Source organism: Dyadobacter sp. BHUBP1 (genome assembly GCF_050587785.1).
Taxonomy (GTDB): Bacteria; Bacteroidota; Bacteroidia; order Cytophagales; family Spirosomataceae; genus Dyadobacter.
Window position 1 is genome coordinate 221,787 of the sequence record NZ_JBOBIH010000002.1, and the last position, 21,001, is coordinate 242,787.

Below are 21,001 nucleotides of genomic sequence, written 5' to 3' on the forward strand. Positions count from 1 at the left end.
TATTTTTATTAACAAAAATATTTATTTTTGACATTACAATGCTTTTGATGTGCAAAATGGGAATTGGCTTCGGCTGGTTGCCGGTCTTCGGATCAGAGTATGTAATCCTTTTAAACTTAAACCACCTAAAATTTCAATTTACCAAATTTACCATGAGACAAAAGTGTACTACTTTAACACGTCTGGTAATATTGCTCCTCCTCCTCACCGGAAGTACCTGGAGTATGGCCCAAGACAGAAAGACCGTCAACGGGACGGTGCTTGACAAGGATCAAAATCCTTTGCCCGGCGTTTCCTACCTCATCAAGGGAAGCAGCGCAGGCGGCGTAACAGATGCCAACGGAAAGTTCAGCGTGGCTGTGCCTTCCAGTTCAGCTGTGCTGGTATTTTCATCAATTGGATTTATCACTAAAGAAGTACCGGTGGGCAATGCCACCCAGTTGACTGTCAACCTCGAGGACGACAGTAAAACGCTTAATGAAGTAGTTATTACCGGCTTCGGTATGGCCAAGGATGCAAGGAGACTATCTTATTCTGCCCAGACAGTGGAAGGAACTTCTTTGTCCCGCACCAATAATGCCAACCTGGTGAATGCTTTGCAAGGCAAGATTGCCGGTGTGATGATCAACCAGGGTGCTAGTGGACCGATGTCATCTTCCAGGATCCGTATCCGGGGAAATGCCTCGTTAAGCCCTAACACCCAACCATTGTTTGTAATTGATGGTGTTTTGATCCGTCCGGGAACTACCGGGGCCGATTCATGGGGTGGTGCGCAGGATTTTGGTAACATTATGAAAAACATTAACCCTGACAACATCGAATCCATGAGTGTTCTGAAAGGCTCAGCCGCCAGCTCACTTTACGGTTCGGAAGCTTTGAATGGTGTTGTGCTTATTCAAACCAAAAAAGGAAGAGAAACCAAGGGATTGGGTGTTTCGTACAACCATTCATCGTCATTTGAAAAAGCTTATAAGATCATCGACCTGCAAAATCAGTTCGGCGCTGGCTTGGACCCTACTTTTTCAAAAGGAACGGACGGTGTAGATCAGGTAGATGCTAATAACTGGTTTTATTCTTACGGACCAGAGTTCAAAGGGCAGCAAGTACGGGATATCGACGGCAGAATGGTACAGTGGAAGGCAAACGATCCCATCAAGTTTTTCAACACGGGTAAGTACATAAACCATAACGTTGCTGTGGATGGCGGAAATGACCGGTCTAGTTTCCGGGTGTCTTATTCAAATCTGTACAATACTTCGGTGATGCCGTCGGGTACGGAAATGAAGAGAAACAACTTCAATGTAAGGGGCACCCAGAAGATCGGGAAAATATTCAGCCTTGATGTGTCTGCGGATTATACCAGCAATAACCTTCTGAATCCGACCAACCAGGGAAGTAGTTACAACCCTATTTTCAAGTTTGTATATTATCGTCCAAGGAACCTGGACATCGACTATTGGATGCATAATTACACCGATCCGACAGTTGGAGGACGTAGAAGAGGCGCAAACGACCCATACAGCGTTACAGACTTTATGTGGGAGATTAACGAACGCAAGAGAACGCGGAATGAGAAGATATTCCGGGGAAATATTGACTTGACAGCCCAAATCACTCCCTGGTTGACTGGTTTGCTTCGAAGCAATCTTCAAAACGAGATTTATACAGGGGAATATAAGAAGCGTGGAGACGGCGCGCGTTTCTCCGGCAACGATGAGTACAGTACTTATGCTACCAATAACAACCAGTATCGTGTGCAAGGTTTGCTTTCCGCTGCTAAATCATTTGGTTCAGATTTTGAATTGAATTTCAGTGTAGGGGCCGAGACCAACAAAATCAACGGAGGCAGAGAATTTAAAAATGGTACCAGCGGCGGGTTGAGAATTCCGGAAGTATATTCGCTTTCCAACTCTATTAATGTTGCTACTGCAAGTGCCGCGCTTGTTCCTTCGAAGAGAACAGATGCTGTGTATGCTTATGGTGACCTGACCTATAAAGGCATGCTGACTCTTAATGCCAGCTACCGTCGCGACTGGACTTCTACCCTGACATACAAAAACGGAACCGGCGACTGGTCGTATGATTATCCTTCTGTGGGCCTTTCCTGGATCGCGACCGAATCTATCAAAGATGTTCCGTCATGGCTGACATTTGGTAAACTTCGCGCCAGCTTCGGATATACTGGTGGAGATACGGATGCATGGAGCACCAACCGCACCGGTATTTACAACCCAGGAGACAACTATACGCTTCCTGACGGAACTCCGCTGGCATCATATGGCTTCAGAGACAGAACTTTGCCTAACGCAAACCTTAAAAACCGTTTGGCACGTGAACTGGAATTGGGTACCGACATCCGTTTCTTCAATAACCGTTTAGGAATTGATTTTACTTTCTATAACAAAATCACAACCAACGAAATCCTCACTGTGGGTGTTCCTCAAGAGTCGGGATTAACGGGACGTATCATTAATGCCGGTAAAATCAGAAACCGGGGTATCGAGATTTTGTTGACTGCCACTCCGGTAAAAACGGAAAAAGTTACCTGGAATACAACATTCAACTTTTCCCGCAACAGAAACAAAATACTTGAACTTGTACCGGGAGTTGATAGCTATGAGTTGAGTCTGGCATTCGGAAACGACGTAAGATCTATCGCACGCGTAGGCGGAGATTACGGAACGATTACTTCGGCGTATGCATATGCGCTGTATCAGGCGAAAGATGCCAGCGGAAATAACATTGCCCATCCATCCAATGGACAAAAGGTAATTGGTGCTTCGAGTAACGCAACGGATGGCTATCCTACCTATTTGCGGAGCGGGGCATACGGCCAGGGGTCACGTGACTTGGGTACAATGCTTGAGAAGTTTCTCCTGAGCAACACCAACAGCGTACAATACGGCAATTTCAATCTCAATGTTCAGGTTGATGCCAAAATTGGCGGGCTCATGGCATCTGCTACTCACCAGTATGGTTCTTCTAACGGAAGTTTGAAAAATAGTTTGCCAGGAAGAAATGCTGCATTGGGCGGTGTAACCTTTACCGATGCATCAGGCAAAACACGCGACGATGGTATTATTCCGGAAGGCGTTTTGGCAGATGGTTACAAGGTTAGTGTCGATGGCAAGGAAATCGACCTGGGAGGAATGGCTTATTCAGAAGCTGTTTCAAAAGGTTACCTGAAGCCGATTCCAGCTTACGCATACTATGAGAACCTGACGCAGTGGGGTTCAGGTATCCGTGAATATTCAGTATTCGAGAACTCCTGGGTGTCTCTTCGTGAAGTATCAGTTGGATACAATGTTCCTTCCAGTCTGATCAATAAATTTAAGATTCAGTCTTTAAGAGTAGGATTGGTCGGCCGCAATCTGGCTTACCTCTATATGACTGCTAAGGATGGAGTCAATCCGGAAGGATTAAAGAGCAATAATGCAGGAGAATTTGCTGAATATGGTGGTGCGCCATTCACCAGAAACCTTGGTTTTTCTGTAAACGTCGGCTTTTAATAACAGGAATTGACAAAAAAATTGAACGAAGTAACGATGAAAGTATATAATAAAATTCTCTGTACGACAATCCTGCTGATGGTAGGGGTACTGTCGTCTTGCGACAAACAAGATTTTGTCGACACGAACATTGATCCGGACGCATTATCCTCCATTCCGCCGGAGAATCAGTTTGCGAACGCCTCAAGGGGTATCCACGGGCAGGATTTCGAAGCCTTCTATGACTTCTATACCAGAATTATGCCATGGATGCAGTATGCAACGGACGTACGGGGCAACCAGGGAGCTTTTACTACCAACGTTTCCAACTTTTCCAATCGCTACGGAGCCCTGTATAGCGCCGGTACGCAGCTTGTTGATGTTGAGAAGCTGGTTGAAAAAATGAGCGAGTCGGAGAAACCGAGGTTTGTTCACATGATTCGTATTGCCCGTATCCTGAAAGCTTATTATGCTTTCTACGTATCGGATATTTATGGTAGCATCCCGTACAGCGAAGCCTTCCAGGGTCGTTATGGCGGAACATTGAAACCTGCTTACGATACACAGCAGGCATTGTTTGCCAAGCTGGATGAGGAACTGAAAGAGGCCGTATCTGTATTGAAGCAAACTCAAAGCGCTCCTCAGATTGCGCTTGGAAATTACGATTCGTATTACAATGGTGCTACTCAGAAATGGGTTAAGGCGGGTAATGCACTTCGACTGAGAATTGCACTGAGGCAGATAAAGAGCGATCAGGCAAAAGCAGCAGCCGTGATTGGCGAGGTATTGGCCATGCCGGTTGAGGATCTGATGAGTTCAAACGAAGACGGTTGGGTTTTCACCGCAAGCAAATCATTCACTGAAGGCGGAAACTGGAATCCTACCAGTTTGAGGGCTACCAAGCCGATGGTAGATTTTATGTGGGAAAACAAGGATCCACGCCTGGATGCATTTGTGGCACCTAATTCGTACAACCAGACTAACATCAATCTGCTCATTGCGGACAAACAGTTGCCTGCGGGAACTACCGAACCTGCACGCAGATATTTGGGTAGCTTCACCAGCCCGGATCAGGCAACGAACCCGACAATCAAGGCTAGATATTACACTACGCGTACCGTAAAATCGGGAGAGAATTCGATAGTTGTGGATACATTGAGCTATCTGCAGCCAAGGTTATTCCGTCCCGCGGAAGCGGATGCCAATGGCAAGGCTGGAACAGGGTTGGTTTATATTCCGGTGCTCACCTATTCGGACTATTGCTTTATGAGAGCCGAAATTGCTGCCCGCGGACTTGGATCAGGCGCTAAGGAGTGGTATGAAAAAGGGGTGATAAGCTCGATTCAATGGTATGATATGATTGGTACAAAATCTCAGCTAACCAATTATACACCTGTCACCCAGGCTGAAATAGATGCTTATTTGCTTAAACCGGCGGTTGCATTTAATACAGCCAAAGCACTGGATCAGATCGCTTCACAAGCTTACCTGCATTTTTTGAAGCAACCTTCTGAGGGATGGGCTCTATGGAAGCGTACGGGTTATCCGAATGCCACAAGCGCCGTTGCGTTGCCAGTATTGACAAACAACAATGCTGTGCTTATCATCCCGCGTCGGGCACCTCTTTCTCTGCTTAACGAGAATGATCAAAATTATGCGAATCAAAAAGCAGCATACGACGCTATGGCAGGGATCCCGGGTTTCGGAAAGGATCCGCAGGACGCTACCGGTCGTGTATGGTGGGATAAGCCTTGATTTATTAATATAGATTTAGTTAACAAACGCAAAAGGCAGGCCGATTGGCCTGCCTTTTTGTATTAACATATGGCTTCAATGAGTTAATGCTTATTGATTGATCACACAGCCAATCGCGTCAGCCCGGCTTTTAAGAACGATTTCTCCATTCAACACCGCTTCAATGGCATTCCTTAAATACAATTCGGTGGCCTTCGCTCTATTTTTTCCCAAAGCATAATACCAGTTGTCGATTGCACCCCGGTAAAGTATTTCCCCTTTGGCATTGACGAGAACGGCTTCGGGCATGACAGTCGCCTGGTATTGTTTTACCTTCTTCAAACCGGGATCCGGATAGCCGGGAATAGCGGCCTGGTATTTATTTAAAAACTGTTGGATATCTGCCCGTTTGACGGTTGGGACAGGGAATACCGCTTCAAACGCTATACCCCTTTTCGAGTAATCCGAACAAATACTTTTGATCTCGCGCATGTAGGCGTTCGAGACGGGGCACTCGGGGTCGAGGAAGAAGACGACTTTGAGGCTACCCGGTCCGGCATGGCCGTTGGCGGCCGCTACCGGTCCGAAACCCATGAAGCATAGCATCCAAACGATGGCGGACCGGGTTCGCATGACTTTTATTTTAGTAGTGCTTCAAAAGCGGTGGTTATTTTATCATACCCAAACGCCCCAATCTCCCGCTTCATTCGTGCACGAATGGCATCGGTTTGCAAGTTGCCAATACTTCCCTCGTGGCTGTGTTTCAGCTCGCGCGGTGCGGCATAAGTACCGTCGCCGATTTCGGCCCCAACCTGTTTGTAGGCATCACGGAAAGGTACTCCGGCGATCACAAGTTCGTTCACCCGCTCCACGCTGAACAGCAGGTCGTATTTCGGATCATCGAGCAGGTTTTGTTTTACTTTCAGATGTTCCAGCATGAATGCGGCGATGTCGAGGCAGTCGAGGATCTCGTCGAATGCAGGCAGCAGGATCTCTTTCAACAATTGCATGTCGCGGTGGTAGCCGGATGGCAGATTGCTCAATACCATAGTCACCTCCATCGGCAATGCTTTCATGCGGTTGGTTTTGGCGCGGAGGAGTTCGGCCACGTCCGGGTTCTTCTTGTGCGGCATAATGCTGCTGCCGGTGGTGAGGTCGTCGGGCAATACAATGAAGCCGAAATTTTGGCTGTTGTAGAGGCAAACGTCCATGGCAAGTCTCGAAACCGTTGCCGCCAGCGATGCGATTGCACTCAATGCAGCTTGTTCCGTGCGCCCGCGGCTCATTTGGGCGTACACGACGTTGTGATGCATACCTTCGAAGCCCAGTAGTTCGGTGGTGAGCTGGCGGTTAAGTGGGAACGACGACCCATAGCCAGCGCCCGAGCCCAGCGGGTTGCGGTTGGCGAGGCGGTAGGCAGCGTTCAGCTGGATAGTATCGTCGATGAGACCTTCGGCGTAGGCGCCAAACCACAGTCCGAACGACGACGGCATGGCGATTTGCAAGTGTGTGTAACCGGGGAGCAGGTCATTTTTGTGTTCTTCCGATTTGCGCGTCAGCACGTCGAAAAGCTTTTCGGTAGCCTGTACGACCTCGAAAAGCCGGGCACGTGTATATAGCTTCATGTCCACCAGTACCTGGTCGTTACGGGAGCGGCCGGAATGGATTTTTTTACCGGTATCGCCCAGCTTGCGGGTAAGCAGCAGCTCCACCTGCGAATGCACATCCTCGATACCTTCCTCGATGATGAATTCGCCCTTCTGGATTTGCCCGTAAATGGCTTTGAGTTCGGTTTTCAATGCGGCCAGATCGTCCGCAGTGAGAAGCCCGATAGTTTCGAGCATGGTGGCGTGGGCGATATTGCCCAGCACATCGAATTCGGCCAGATGCAAATCCATCTCGCGGTCGCGGCCGACCGTGAAACGTTCTATTTTTTCAGAAGTGACAGTATTTTCCTTTTGCCAGAGTTTCAAAATGCAGGAATGATAAAATTTATGGATTTAAAATTTCATCACAAATTTAACACCATTAGCTCATTCCTTTCCCTTTTTCCGTCGACTGAAGTCGACGGCCAGGGAATTTTTTGTTGTAGGAATTTTTTTGATGTGTTACCAAATGCGGGGTTTTGCGTATCAATGAGACCGCCAGGGGTTTATTGTTGGACGTGTTTAAATCTTCTATTGGTATGAGTTGGAGCCGGATTTGGATTCATGTTGTTTTTGCGACGAAATATCGTGCGCCGGTACTGCGGGACGAGATTCGAATGAAAGTGTTTATGCATATCAAGGAGTATGCAATGTCGAAGGGGATCGAGTTGGATGTGATCAACGGCTACTTCGATCACGCGCATTGCCTCATTTGTCTTACCCGGCAACAGACGATAGCGGAGGTAATGAAGATCATCAAGGGAGAGTCGGCGTATTGGATAAATAAGAACAAGCTGACGACAACGAAGTTTGTCTGGCAGGACGACTATTGGGCTGTAAGCGTCAGCGAGCGCCATGCTCCGTTTGTGAGGCGCTACATCTTAAAACAGGAAGAGCACCACAAAGGCAAAACCTTTGAAACAGAAATCAACAAATTCATGCAAAAATATAGCTGGACAAATTCCAACAAGAACTAAGCCCTAAACACTCCTTATCAGAAGAGAAAGAAAATTATTGTTGATTAAAAATCATTCAATCATTCAATCATTCAATCATTCAATCATTCAATCATTCAATCATTCAATCATTCTCTTAATCGCCACAAACCGCTTGCTATAATAAGCGGCATTCAGCAGGTCGTAGCGGATGCCGCCTTTCCAGGCCGAATGGATGAATTTGACGTAGCCGGGCGCTACTTCGGTGATAATGCCCACATGTCCGATGCGCTTGCTTTTGGTGCTGTTGCCTTTGAAGAAAATAAGGTCGCCGGGCTTGGCATCATCGAGCTCTACGGCCTCGCCGTGCTCAGCTTGCGCTGCGCTGGAATGCGGGAGCGTGATATTCCATTGATTGAAACAATACCGGACAAAACCAGAGCAGTCGAAACCTCGTTTAGACGATCCCCCCGAGCGGTAGGGGATATGCAGGTGCTTTGTCGCGAACGATACCAGCGACTGCATCGGGTTCAGGGTGTCGGCGGAAGCTTCCTGAGACTTTGGGATCTGTGCGAAAGAACGGTTGCTTAATAAACAGGCAGCAAACAATAACGCGGATACGATGACTGAACGAATCAAAAAATGCATGAAATCGAAAGTGGGTTCAGGACTTTAAAAGGTCAAACAGGAGATTCTATGGTTTTATAATACGAATACCTCAGCTTTGTAAAGCTAACGACTTTTTTGCATTTGTCTTATTTTAACAAATCGTTAATTTTTGCAATATTTTGTAAATCACTGATTTGCCTATTTAAGGGTTACTTTCGTTAAAGTAAAGGTTTAAGCCCCCATTTTGACTACTTTTGTGGCGGAATCAGGATAGCTTACTAATTAATACGCTCAGATGAAAACTACCGACCGTTATCTCCAGCGCGGTGTATCGGCTTCAAAGGAAGATGTGCATAAGGCCATCGAAAAGATCGACAAAGGGCTTTTTCCAAAGGCTTTTTGTAAAATAGTACCGGATACCCTCGCTGGTGATCCCGCGTATTGCACGATCATGCACGCCGACGGCGCCGGTACCAAAACATCCCTGGCGTATTTGTATTGGAAAGAAACCGGCGATATTTCCGTTTGGAAAGGCATCGCGCAGGACGCGATCGTGATGAATACCGACGATTTGCTTTGCGTGGGTGCAACGGGCCCAATGCTCTATTCATCGACGATCGACCGCAATAAAAACCGCATTCCCGGCGAAGTGATTGCAGAGGTGATCAACGGCGCAGAGGAAGTGCTGGATATGCTTCGCAGCTATGGCGTGGAGATTTACAGCACCGGCGGTGAAACGGCCGACGTAGGTGACCTCGTGCGGACCGTGACCGTGAACAGTACGGTAATTGCCCGTATGAAGCGCTCGGAGGTGGTGGATAATGCAAATATCCAGGCCGGTGATGTGATCGTAGGGCTTGCTTCTTACGGACAGGCTACATACGAAAGCGAATACAACGGGGGGATGGGCAGCAATGGTCTTACTTCCGCAAGACATGATATTCTGGGTAAATACCTTTCCAAATATACCGAGAGCTTCGACCCGGAAGTAAGCGACGACCTCATTTACAGCGGAAGCAAAAAACTGACCGACGAAGTCGAGGGAACGCCTCTGAATGTAGGTAAGCTGATCCTCTCGCCTACACGTACCTACGCGCCCGTGGCCAAAGCCCTGCTCGACGAACTGCGCCAGCAAATCCATGGCATGGTACATTGCAGTGGTGGAGCTCAGACCAAAATTCTACATTTTGTTGATAACCTTCACATTATCAAAGACAACCTGCTTCCCGTGCCTCCTTTGTTCAAGCTTATTCAGGAAGAAAGCGGAACGAGCTGGCAGGAGATGTACAAAGTGTTCAATATGGGCCACAGGCTGGAAATTTACCTCCCGGAAGCCCACGCTGCGCGCGTGATTGAAATCTCGGAATCGTTCGGGATCGCTGCGCAGGTAATCGGGCGTGTGGAAGCTTCCGATGAGAAAAAACTGACCATCAGCAGCGAATACGGTACTTTCTATTACTGATTGCCCTTCGTTATTGCAAAATACTGAGCCTCCGGAAGTTATCTTCCGGAGGTTTTTTGTTTCCCGCATTTCCGGCAGTAAAATTCAGGCATGACAATTGTAGTATGATTTCGTAGTAATAATAGAAATAGTGTTGTTTATTAACCTTATTTCATATGAAACATATCAACAACTATCCAATACTGCGGGGCCATGTCCTGGTGTTTTGCTTCGTTCTCGTCGCTGTGCGCATTTACGCGCAAATTCCTGATATCAAAATTAACCCGACGCCCGTCATCAGCGGGTTGACCTCGGCGATGCAGCTCGTGCATGCAGGTGATAATTCGAACCGGATTTTTATTGTCGAGCGCTCCGGCGTTATTACCGTATTCAATCCCGGGGCTTTAACGACCCCTATCCAGTATCTCGATATGAATAGCGGCGGGCAGGTAGTTTCGCAGACGGGAGAGGGAGGTTTGTTAAGCATCGCATTCCATCCCAATTTTCTTACCAACGGATTTATTTATGCCTACTATACCGACACCGCCGGTGACCTGGTGCTCGCCCGATACACGTCAGCGAACCCATTGGGAAACGTCGTGCTCGCCAACACGCGTGTGGAGATCCTGAAAATCCCGCATCCGGTCAACACCAATCATAATGGAGGGGAGCTGCATTTCGGCCCGGAAGACGGCTATTTGTATCTTTCTACCGGTGACGGCGGGGCCGGTTACGACCCCAATATGAACGGGCAGAGTACGATCAGCCTCCTGGGAAAGATACTCAGGCTGGATGTGGACCCGCCGCTGGGTTCCGGGTTGCCTTATGTCATACCTCCTTCCAATCCTTTCGGGAATGAGATCTTTATCCGCGGATTGCGAAATCCGTTCCGCTGGAGTTTTGATAGTGAGACCTATGACTTGTGGATTGGCGATGTGGGGCAGGATACGTGGGAGGAAATCAACCATGTAACGGCCGGTAATGCATCCGGGACCAACTTCGGTTGGCGATGCTTCGAAGGAAACGGCTACACACCGGGTATCGCAACCAACGAATGCCCCGATTCGGCGAGTTTTACCAAGCCGGTTTACATTTATCCGACGCGTACAGCGAGGGGTAATTCTGTAATCGGCGGGGTGGTGTACCGCGGTAATGTGTGGCCAGTGATGAAGGGTTACTACATCGGAATGGATTATGGCTCGGGCGATATTCATAAAATCAATTCGGACGGGTCTGTGAAGGAGTATGAAACGTCGACGTTTACGGGCGTGAGAGATATCGGGGAAGACCAGTCGGGCGAGATATATGCCGTTACAGCCACAGCTGTTTATCGCATTGAAGCCGAGAATCCGTTGCCCGTAACGCTGGTCGACTTTTCGGGAGCGCCCAGCGCGGAAGGGGTCCGGCTTGCGTGGCAGACTTCCATGGAGAAGGATTTCAAGTCTTTCGACATTCAGTACAGTCGCGATGCCCGTCAGTTCGAGCATATCGGCTCGATTCAGGGAGCTAATGCGGCGACTGGTAACTGGTATTCATTTACACACACTACTCTGGAAAGCGGGGAGCTTTATTATCGTCTGAAAATGACGGACATGGATGAGAGTTTCAGGTATTCCAAAATAATCACGGTTAACCGGGGAACCGAGAGCCAGGGTGAGCTCTTTGTGCGGCCTTCGCTGATCAGCACGAGCGAAATGAATTTGTTCGTGGAAGAGCCTTTTCAAACTGTCGAAATTGTGAATGCAGGCGGGCAGGTAGTGCTTACCGAGAAAATCGGGGGCAGGAGCGGACCTGTCAACATCCCGCTCGGTAATACGGCTTCCGGCATATATGTGGTGAGAATGGCCGGGGCCGACCGGGTGATACAGCAAAAGGTTTTGGTGTGGAGGTAATCCTTTTTAGCGAATCAGCGAATACCTCAAAAACAGACATTCCGGAAGCAACACTTCCGGAATGTGATCATTATACAACCCTAAAACCCAATTTATGTATGGCAATATTGGATGATCAAAGATAGTGGATTTATTCCATATTGTTGGATATAATCCAAATTGTTTTGCCTCTACTCTTGTAGAAATTTCCTGACAGCAACCCAAGGCGTCCGCAGGCCATTTGTGGAACGATTATTGCGATAATTCTTTGCGCGCGTTACTGCGTGTACCCGAAAGCACCTTTACTGCAACGTTCCATCCATGAAAATGAAGTCATTCCGACACACTAACCCCCGCCCGACAAACGACGGGGGAATGAGCCGCAGACGCTTTTTTCGTCAATCTGGGGTAGCGGCCTTGTCAACAATCCTCCTGACGTCCTGCGATAACCTGCTCGACAAAATCATCCCTTCCAAAAAGGACAAACGCGACAAAACGCTCGCTTTCTTCGGCGACAGCCTCACCATCGGGACCGGCGGCAGCAGGCCGATGGGCGCCTGGGTAGGCGACGTTTTTTCGGAACGGCCGGTATACAGTGATGGCATCAACGGTCAGATTGCATTATCGATCGCGATACGGCAGGGCGGGGTGCCTTTAACCTTATCTGTCGCAGGAGGTAAATTCAATGGAACGAAGCCAGTGGCAGTCACGAAGATCAACAATGAGTTTCTCTCGACCCCGCTGAATGGCAACGTTTACAGCCGCACCGGTACGCTCGCAGGCGTGCGATGCACTATTACGCGCAACTTCATCCCGGATTTAGGGGAACGCTATACGGTAGAGCCGTTGGCACAAAACGAGACGGAAACATCGACCGAAGCGCCGGTTGATGTCGAGATTCCCGATGATTCGGTTTTTGAACTGGACGATGCGGTGAAAATGCGGACGGCTACGCAGGTCCTCTGGTACGGGCGGAACGACATTGGCCAGGGAAAACCACAGGAAGGGGTTCTCTCTGCGATCAAGAGTTCGGTGGACTACATTGCAGAGCCCCGGCGGTACCTCATACTCGGGATATTGCCTGCAATTACCGAGCGCAAAGGAACTGAAGGTTATGCGAAACTCACCGCATTCAACGATGAGCTCGCGTTATTGTACCGCGACAAATATGTTCCGATGACGCCCCCCACTGAATCGGAGATGAACGCCATCGGATTCACGCCGACTGCCAGCGATTTGGAGGACATTCAAAAAGGGATTTTCCCCACCCGAATGCGCCCGGCGAATAAATCGGATGAGATTCACCTTAATGATTCCGGTTATCGGATCATAGCGAACAGGGTTGCTCAAAAAATCAGGGATTTGAAGTATTAGACTGAAATTCAAAGGGAATCGGGTCATGAAAAGTATTTTTTAAGGAAGGCGTCTTTTGAAACTAACGGCGACTTAACTAACCCTTATGAAAAAATACAGACTCCTGATTCTCTTTTTGTTAACCCTTTTGTTTGGGGCGCGGGCCCAGCAAAAGGACCCGGTTGGAAATGTAACGGTTACCTCCGAAAACACGAAAACCGGTGTGTACACCAGCGACAATGGTGAACTGCAAGTGAATGTAGCGCCCCGGGACATCCGCAAATACAAGGCTGCAGGCGTCGTGCGCTATGGCGACTTTGGGGCGCGGGGCGATGGGAAAACGGATGATGTGGACGCGATCGCCGCCACCCACGCATTTGCCAACATGCATGGTTTGCCGGTGAAAGCCAGCGACGGGGCGACTTACTACATTGGAGGGAAAGAACGTACCGTGATAATCCAAACCGACACCGACTTTGGAAAGGCGGCATTCATCATCGACGATAGCGAAGTGGAAAACCGCAATGCTTCGGTTTTTACAGTGAGCTCGGGGCTTAAACCTTTTAAGTTGGAATCCATTACTTCACTGAAAAGGAACCAGGAAAAGATCGACGCGTCTTTGCCAGGTCCTTGCCTGATCACCGTCACCAATTCCAATGTAAAGCAATACATCCGGTTTGGGCTCAATCAGAACAATGGATCTTCGCAAACGGATATTTTTGTGGTGGATAAAAACGGCAGGGTGGATATGAAAGCGCCTATTATCTGGGATTTTGACCAGATCACCGACATTACAGCGCTGCCCATCGACGAAAAGCCGCTGAAAATCATTGGCGGGCGTTTTACCACCATTGCCAACCAGGCCGAGTCGAAATACACCTATTATAACCGTAACATCGCGATCCGGCGGTCGAATGTGCTCGTGGAGGGGCTGGAACACCGCATTACCGGCGAAGGGGAGCATGGTGCGCCTTATGGCGGCTTTATCAATATCGGTGATTGTTCCTACGTGACGGTGAAGAACGCGATTCTAACGGGGCATAAGACTTACAGCACGATCGGTGCGGCGGGCAAACCCGTTTCAATGGGCACCTACGACCTGTCAGCCAACCGGGCGCTCAATGTGTCGTTTGTCAATTGCAGCCAGACCAACGACATCAACGACAATACCTACTGGGGCATTTTAGGTTCTAATTTCTGCAAGAACCTGCTTTACGATCACTGTACGCTTTCCCGGTTTGATGCCCACCAGGGCGTTGCCAATGCCACCATCCGGAATTCGACGCTCGGCCATATGGGGATCAATGCGATCGGCAGCGGGCTATTGCTGATCGAGAACTCCACCATCCGGGGCAGAAGTATCGTCAACCTCCGGCCCGATTACGGCAGCACCTGGCAGGGCGAGGTGGTGATCCGTAACTGCGTCTTCATTCCCATGAATGGCAAGCCTGCCAACGCTTCGCTGGTCAGCGGTTCCTACTCCGGCCAGCATGATTTTGGTTATACTTGCTACATGCCCGAAAAGATTACCATTGAAAATCTCCGTATCGACGATACCGCTCATCCTGAAAACTATCAGGGCCCGGCGATATTTACCAATTTCAACCCGGAAATGACGGACGGCACTTACCAGGAGAAGTACCCGTACGTTAAAACCAAAAGCGTTGTCCTGAGAAATGTTACCACGGCCAGCGGCAAGGCCGTGAGAATTAGCGATAATGCATTTATGTTTAAAGATGTAAAAGTGAATGGCGAGGGGAATTAACCAGCCTTATTAATGGAACCGCTTCTCTATAAAAAGGGCGATATCGACTATTGGTCAATGCCTCCGGCTGAGGCCGTAAGTCATTTGGTGGAAAGCTTTTGGATGTTAACCAACAAATCGGGAAAGCCTTTGGCGGTTACGGTATTGCCCGACGGCCGGATCGATGCCAGCTTCTCGTTTGGAGACAGGCAGGGCATTGTGCTGCTCGGGTTAGAGAGCGGACCGTCGCGGGCAGAGATCCCGCCGGATTTCACCCTGTTTAGCATCAGCTTTCGACCGCTCGCTGTCGGCTATTTATTCAAAGACTTCCTGCCGATCCTGCCCGACAGCGCCACGGTACTGCCTGCCGATTTCTTTGGAGTAACCATGGATGGATTTCAGGATATCGAACAGTTCTGTGCGGCGCTTACGGAGAACATTACAGGCATGCTAAAAAAGCGCATCGATGAGCGCAAAAGGAAGCTTTTTGACCTGATTTACGCAACCAATGGCTCCATTAGTGTAGGGGAGTTATCCGAAAAGACTTTCTGGACCAGCCGACAGATCAATCGTTATTTCCGCGACACCATCGGCGTCTCCTTGAAGACCTATTGCAATATCATCCGTTTCAGGGCTTCATTTCAGCATATCAGGGAAGGAAGGCTGTTTCCCGACCAGAACTACGCCGACCAATCCCATTTCATCCGGGAGATCAAAAAATACGCGGGCGTTGTTCCCAAAGAGCTCGCGCGAAATAAAAACGACCGATTTATCCAATTTTCAACCTTGCCGCCAGCCTAGTTTTGTGTCATAAACAACAGCAATATGATACTTAACCATCAAAAAATAGCGATTGTCGGCGGCGGCCCGGGTGGGTTGACTTTGGCAAGATTGCTCCAAATGTCGGGCGCTGATGTACGTGTGTATGAACGTGACTACGGCAAAAACGCACGCGTACAGGGCGCCACGCTCGACCTGCACGAGGACTCAGGATTGGAGGCACTGCGGCGTGCCGGTTTGTTGGAAGCATTTTACGATAGTTACCGGCCGGACGCCGGGCGTATGAGAATTTTGGATAAACATGGCGATATTCATGTGGATGATCATGCAGCCGAAAAAGCTTTTGCAGAAGACCGCCCCGAGATCGACAGGGCACCTTTGCGAAAGATCTTATTGGACTCGCTGCAAGAAGATACAGTGGTGTGGGATAGCCAGTTTGTTTCCATGGAGCGGCAGGACGCAGGCTGGCTGATGTATCTCAAAAACGGGACGCAGGCTTACGCCGACGTCGTCATTGCCGGGGACGGTGCCAATTCCAAGATCCGGCCGTATTTAACAGCGCTAGCTCCCGTATATTCCGGCGTGACGATCGTAGAAGGCAACATTTACAATGCATCGACGAATGCCCCGCGCCTCTGGGAATTGGTAAGAGGAGGGAAAATCTTCGCTTTCGGCGATGAGCAGTCGCTGATTTTGAGCGCCAAAGGCGAAGGAAGCCTGTCGTTTTACACCGGATGTAAGGTTAGTGAGAACTGGGTACAGGAAAGTGGTATTGATTTTACCCAAAAGGACGGGGTATTCGCCTGGTTTAAAGAAGCATTCGGATCATGGAACGACTTTTGGCAGGAGTTATTCACGAGCAATGAAATAGGACTTATCCCCCGGCCGCAATATCATTTTCCGCTCGACCAGCGCTGGGAATCCCTCCCGAACCTCACAATGCTTGGTGATGCCGCGCACAGGATGCCTCCCTACGCGGGCGAAGGTGTAAATATGGCTATGCAAGATGCATTCGAACTGGCGGAATGTCTCACAAGCGGCGCATTTACCGACATTCACGCCGCCATTGCTGATTATGAAGATAGGATGTTGAAAAGGGCGTCGCAAATCACGCAAATGAGCCTGGAAATGACAGCAATGCTGCATTCGGCCGATCCGATAGCTCAGATGGTGGCAATGATGAGCGGGGAATAGCTCGTTACCCCCAGTTTTGCTCCAACGCAAACCGCAGCAGACTGTTCTTTCCCGTCAGATTCAGTTTTTTGGCAATATTCATCCGGTGATTAGACACCGTTTTTTCACTGATAAAAAGCTCTTCGGCGATTTCCTTGCTGGACTTGTATTCCGAAATCAGCTTCATAATGTGCGTTTCGGAAGGCGTAAGCAATGCTTTCAGGTCATTTTTCGATTGCCGTTGCAGGGCCGATGTCTTTTTAAGAAGATAAGCTGAGATCTCGGGGCTAAGGTAAAGATCGCCGTCGTTGGCCTTGTAAATGGCATGTACAATGTCTGAAACGGCGTTTTCTTTGAGCACATAACCCAATGCGCCTATTTCCAGGGCTTTCAGAAAAGGGGCCTTTTCCTTGTGCATTGTAAGAAAAATGATCGGAAGGGCTGGGTGGATTTGGAGCATTCTTTCGGCGGCTTCCAGTCCGTTCATACGGGGCATATCGATATCCAGCACCACCACGTCCACGTTTTGCGACTGAAATGCATCCAGCGCTTCCTGACCATTTTTTGCACTGACGATCACTTTCAGATCGGCATCCATTTCGATCACTTCTTTGAGCCCTTTCAGAAATATCGGGTGATCGTCGGCAATCAGCAGTCTGATTTCCATGGTCAAAAGGGAATTTGAATATAAATAATGGTACCGGACGGTTTGTTTTCCAGGATTTCAATTTGCCCGTTGAGGATATTGAGCCGTTCCCGGATACCGATCATTCCGAAGCCCCCTTTACCGGTCGAAGCAGGGCGGATGCCGACACCGTTGTCTTCTATACGTATGGTGATCATGGTATTTGTTTTTTTAATCTGAATGCGCGCCGCCGTCGCCTGCGCATGTTTGAGAATATTGTTAAAACACTCCTGTACGATCCTGAAAACGTTCATTTCATTGGATTTAGAGAGTATATTATCAAAGTTTTGAATATCTGTTTCCAGTTCGATCAGGTCGGTTTCGATCACATCTTCCAGCAAGCTATGCAGCGATTGCGTGATCCCGAGCAGTTCCAGGTGCAATGGGCGCAAGTTGTAGGAAATATTGCGAACTTCCTGAATGGCTTCGGCGACCATTTCTTCGAGATCTCTGATCTGTTTTTCACGCAACTCAGGTTTCTCCGTGCCTCTTTTGATCATCAGTACCTTGTTTTTGACCATTCCAAGACTTTGTCCCAGGCTGTCGTGCAGCTCGGCTGCCACGCGCTTGCGTTCGCTTTCCTGCGAACCGATCAGTTGCTGCGAAAAAAGTGTTGCCTGTGCCAGCGCCTCCGCCTGGGTTAGTTCTTTTTCCCTTTTAAATGTGTTGAGCTTGTTGGCTAATGCAAAGGAAAGGATAATCGCTTCCAGGCCGGACCCGATCTGATAGGCGCCTTCCGTAAACCAGTTTTCCGGAAAAATAGCCATATCCTTCATCATGAAAATAACAATGCCTGCTAGTAATGCGGTGAAACCCATCAGATAATATCTGGCCGGTTTGAATCCCTGTTTAAGTACCACAAACCCGACGGAGTTTGAGTAAATGAGGAAGAAGCCCACTGTGAGCCAGCTGATTTTAAAGCCCAGCAGTAAATGACCGGAAAATGAAAACCCGACGACGGCCATGCAGGATACGACGATCAGCCAGCCCATTTTCCTCAAACGCGGGCAGTAGTGCCTCGTATTCAGGAATGAATTGGTGAAAAGCAATGCGAATATAAACGCGAGGCTGCCGGTATAGTTGGAATGATTGGCCTGCGGGAAATCGGGAACAATGAATTGCAGAAAAAGACCTTTACTGTAACCAATATTCAATGCTACGAAGAAAATATAAAATACATAGTACAGATAAGTACGCTCCCGTATGGAGATGAATACGAACAGGTTATAAATAATCAGCGCGGCAATCAGCCCGTAATAGAATCCGTGGGCGATGTCAGTCTTTTGGCTGTTTTCATAAATGTATTGCAGGCTCGATATTTCAAGCGGTACGCGTATGATGGAGTTGCTGCGCACGCGCAGGTAGATCGTCGTGGTGTCCCGCCAGACGAGGTTAAGCGGCAGGACCGTCTGGTTGCTGAGGACGGGGCGTTCGCGGAACGGCATTGCCGAGCCTACATTCGTGATGTAATTAACCATATTGTCGTAACCAGGCGCCGTTTCTACAAACAGGTCGACCTGTTGGAGGAATGGCGCCTTTACGTGCAGAAACCACTCCGCCGGCGTTTTGCTGACGACCCGCATTTTCAGCCAGAAAGTAGAAGCGCTCGGGCCTACGTTCAGGGTTTCCTGGGTCATTGGCCGGAATAATTCCGGCTTAGCCTCCACGTCGCTGTGCTGCAATGCATGAGTAGGATCTTCCAGCACCAGCATATTTTTTCCGACAGGGTAATTGGGCCGCCCGTAAGCGAGCTCGATTACAGGCGGTTCTATGGTTTGACCCATTGCGGTCATGGCAGACAGCAGGTACAAGATGACTACGAATCGACCGGCGGGTAACATTGTATCAGCTGAGAACAGGTGTTTTAATATTGAGAAGGTCACTAATGTACTGTGTACAAAGCAACTGAGGGTTATAATCTTTGAATTCCTGGCTGAGTTTTTTGACATTGTTTCGATAGGTATCATCTGCCAGCACCTTTTCCACACCCGCCCTGATTTGTGCCGGTGTAGGGAATTCCGTTTTAAGGTCGATGCCTAATTTGAAATAGCCGATCCTGGCATTGATTTCGTTTTTACCTTCATGAATACCGGCGGCAACCAGCGGCAGCTCATTTTGTATGCCCAGCATTACCCCTCCGTAGCCTCCGTTCGTGACGTACACATCACAATGCGGCATGATGTCATTGAAAGGAATAAAGTCGCGGATAACGATATTCTCCTGCGGGTACCGCGCCCGTAACGCTGCCGTGCCCGTTCCGCCCGTGGTAGCGATTACCAGCACAGGCGTGTCTTTGAAGGCTTCCAATGTGGGGACGAGGATTTTCTCCGGGTCTCTTTCCAGTGTGCCCTGCGTGACCAGGACCACCTTTCCATATTTTCCGAGTTGTTCGCCGAGATCGGTAGCGCCTCTGCTGCTTTTTGAAAACGGTAGGAGTGGTCCCACAAACCGTACTTTCTTGCTCAGATCGGAGCGGCTGTACTCGAATCCCGGGGTGCCGCTTTGCAGGAGAAGGTCTGTTTTCTTGCCCAGTACATCGAAGATATTGCCGCCGACCGGAACCATTCCGTGCTCGCGGAAAAGACTGGCGAAGAGGCTAGCAGCTTCCCGGAAGATGACCTTGTCGGCGAAAAAGCGAAGCAAATCCTGTTTCCTGCGTCCGAAAAAGCTGGTTGAAGGCGTCATAGCAAGCCCGGTTGGAGGCAAATCCCGGGAGGTTTCGACCAGCGGGAACACGCCTATCGACACTACTTTCTTGTGCAGTTTTTCCTTTACAAACGGCATACCGGTGAATGCGATATCGCTGATCAGTAAATCGAATGACCACGACTCGTTGATCTCCCTGATATCTTCATAAAACTCCGTCGATCTGAGGATAAATGCGGTTTTCAGGTCGTATTTCAGCTTCCCAATAGTCCCACGGATTTTGTCGCGCTCGGGAAAAAGGATGTGTACATTATGCTGGTTGAAATCCAGGGCATTCTTAAAAGGGTAGTAAGGGATGCCGAGGCCTTCGATTTTGTCCTTAAAAATGCTTCCTGAATACCATCTCACATCGTGGCCGAGCGATTTCAGGTGCATGGCGATACCCGTGAGCGGGTTGAAATGGCCCTCGTAAGGCATGTTGGCAAATAGTATTTTTTTCATGGCTAACTTAAATTGATTTTTCTTAAAATAGATGTATGTTATTGATATTTAATGTATTGATGCGGGGGGTGTAAAGTCAGTTTATATTTGCTAAGATGAATGCAACCTCGACGCTTTTCGTGCCGTAAAGCGGGTTGGACGGAGCTTCCTCCTCCCTCACGAAAGCTCCGTTGCTGATCTGCGCGGATTGTCCCGAAGTTGCCCATGCGGGAGCCGCAGATTCAGTCGTTGTTTCGCGCGACTGGCTCAGGATGGACAGCGATATACACAGGATGGATTTGAAGAATGTTTTCATGGCTGACAGACTTTGTGATTCAGATAAATGTCTTTGTCTTTCGACATCACAAAATTACCAGCCCGACTACCCGCATAAAATGGAGGTTACTGCCCATTTT

At 48.9% G+C, this 21,001-nt stretch carries 16 protein-coding genes; 9 read left to right on the forward strand and 7 right to left on the reverse strand.

Annotated elements, in window-relative coordinates; all coding sequences use genetic code 11:
* The first annotated feature begins 152 nt into the window (after nucleotides 1–152).
* Nucleotides 153–3,509, forward strand: a complete 3,357-nt coding sequence (locus ACQ4MZ_RS07685; RefSeq protein ID WP_430844055.1) for a SusC/RagA family TonB-linked outer membrane protein — start codon at nucleotides 153–155, stop codon at nucleotides 3,507–3,509.
* Between the two features lie 36 nt (nucleotides 3,510–3,545).
* A complete protein-coding gene (locus ACQ4MZ_RS07690; protein WP_430844056.1) occupies nucleotides 3,546–5,243 on the forward strand; it encodes a SusD/RagB family nutrient-binding outer membrane lipoprotein in 1,698 nt (565 codons plus the stop codon).
* 90 nt (nucleotides 5,244–5,333) lie between these two features.
* Here the strand turns inward: ACQ4MZ_RS07690 and ACQ4MZ_RS07695 are convergent, their stop codons facing one another.
* Nucleotides 5,334–5,855, reverse strand: a complete 522-nt coding sequence (locus ACQ4MZ_RS07695; RefSeq protein WP_430844057.1) for a hypothetical protein — start codon at nucleotides 5,853–5,855, stop codon at nucleotides 5,334–5,336.
* A gap of 5 nt (nucleotides 5,856–5,860) precedes the next feature.
* Nucleotides 5,861–7,195 carry an argininosuccinate lyase gene (gene argH / locus ACQ4MZ_RS07700; protein WP_430844059.1) on the reverse strand — a complete coding sequence of 445 codons (1,335 nt, stop codon included), beginning with the start codon at nucleotides 7,193–7,195 and terminating at the stop codon, nucleotides 5,861–5,863.
* 212 nt (nucleotides 7,196–7,407) lie between these two features.
* On the opposite strand from argH, the gene tnpA reads away from it, so the two are divergent.
* Nucleotides 7,408–7,845, forward strand: a complete 438-nt coding sequence (gene tnpA / locus ACQ4MZ_RS07705) for an IS200/IS605 family transposase (RefSeq protein ID WP_430844060.1) — start codon at nucleotides 7,408–7,410, stop codon at nucleotides 7,843–7,845.
* Nucleotides 7,846–7,944: 99 nt separating this feature from the next.
* Here the strand turns inward: tnpA and ACQ4MZ_RS07710 are convergent, their stop codons facing one another.
* Nucleotides 7,945–8,451, reverse strand: coding sequence for a C40 family peptidase (locus ACQ4MZ_RS07710; protein ID WP_430844061.1), 507 nt, complete (start codon nucleotides 8,449–8,451; stop codon nucleotides 7,945–7,947).
* Between the two features lie 256 nt (nucleotides 8,452–8,707).
* Between ACQ4MZ_RS07710 and ACQ4MZ_RS07715 the strand changes: the two genes are divergently transcribed.
* The 6 genes from ACQ4MZ_RS07715 to ACQ4MZ_RS07740 all read left to right on the forward strand — a co-directional run bounded on the left by ACQ4MZ_RS07715 (nucleotide 8,708) and on the right by ACQ4MZ_RS07740 (nucleotide 16,795).
* Nucleotides 8,708–9,874, forward strand: coding sequence for an AIR synthase-related protein (locus tag ACQ4MZ_RS07715; protein WP_430844063.1), 1,167 nt, complete (start codon nucleotides 8,708–8,710; stop codon nucleotides 9,872–9,874).
* A gap of 155 nt (nucleotides 9,875–10,029) precedes the next feature.
* Nucleotides 10,030–11,745 (forward strand): PQQ-dependent sugar dehydrogenase, encoded by a 1,716-nt coding sequence (locus tag ACQ4MZ_RS07720; RefSeq protein ID WP_430844064.1) that lies wholly within the window; start codon nucleotides 10,030–10,032, stop codon nucleotides 11,743–11,745.
* A gap of 396 nt (nucleotides 11,746–12,141) precedes the next feature.
* Entirely contained in the window at nucleotides 12,142–13,098 is a 957-nt protein-coding gene (locus ACQ4MZ_RS07725; RefSeq protein ID WP_430844066.1) for an SGNH/GDSL hydrolase family protein, read from the forward strand.
* Nucleotides 13,099–13,183: 85 nt separating this feature from the next.
* On the forward strand, nucleotides 13,184–14,842 hold the full coding sequence (locus ACQ4MZ_RS07730) for a hypothetical protein (protein ID WP_430844068.1): 1,659 nt from the start codon (nucleotides 13,184–13,186) through the stop codon (nucleotides 14,840–14,842).
* 12 nt (nucleotides 14,843–14,854) lie between these two features.
* On the forward strand, nucleotides 14,855–15,622 hold the full coding sequence (locus ACQ4MZ_RS07735; RefSeq protein WP_430844070.1) for a helix-turn-helix domain-containing protein: 768 nt from the start codon (nucleotides 14,855–14,857) through the stop codon (nucleotides 15,620–15,622).
* Between the two features lie 24 nt (nucleotides 15,623–15,646).
* Nucleotides 15,647–16,795 carry an FAD-dependent oxidoreductase gene (locus ACQ4MZ_RS07740; RefSeq protein WP_430844072.1) on the forward strand — a complete coding sequence of 383 codons (1,149 nt, stop codon included), beginning with the start codon at nucleotides 15,647–15,649 and terminating at the stop codon, nucleotides 16,793–16,795.
* A gap of 4 nt (nucleotides 16,796–16,799) precedes the next feature.
* Here the strand turns inward: ACQ4MZ_RS07740 and ACQ4MZ_RS07745 are convergent, their stop codons facing one another.
* From ACQ4MZ_RS07745 to ACQ4MZ_RS07760, 4 genes are all read right to left on the reverse strand, one after another.
* Complete coding sequence (locus ACQ4MZ_RS07745) at nucleotides 16,800–17,441, reverse strand: response regulator transcription factor (protein WP_430844074.1); 642 nt, start codon at nucleotides 17,439–17,441, stop codon at nucleotides 16,800–16,802.
* Nucleotides 17,442–17,443: 2 nt separating this feature from the next.
* Nucleotides 17,444–19,252, reverse strand: a complete 1,809-nt coding sequence (locus ACQ4MZ_RS07750) for a sensor histidine kinase (protein WP_430844076.1) — start codon at nucleotides 19,250–19,252, stop codon at nucleotides 17,444–17,446.
* Nucleotides 19,253–19,304: 52 nt separating this feature from the next.
* Nucleotides 19,305–20,606, reverse strand: a complete 1,302-nt coding sequence (locus ACQ4MZ_RS07755) for a glycosyltransferase (RefSeq protein ID WP_430844077.1) — start codon at nucleotides 20,604–20,606, stop codon at nucleotides 19,305–19,307.
* 76 nt (nucleotides 20,607–20,682) lie between these two features.
* On the reverse strand, nucleotides 20,683–20,901 hold the full coding sequence (locus ACQ4MZ_RS07760; protein WP_430844080.1) for a hypothetical protein: 219 nt from the start codon (nucleotides 20,899–20,901) through the stop codon (nucleotides 20,683–20,685).
* Nucleotides 20,902–21,001 lie beyond the last annotated feature (100 nt).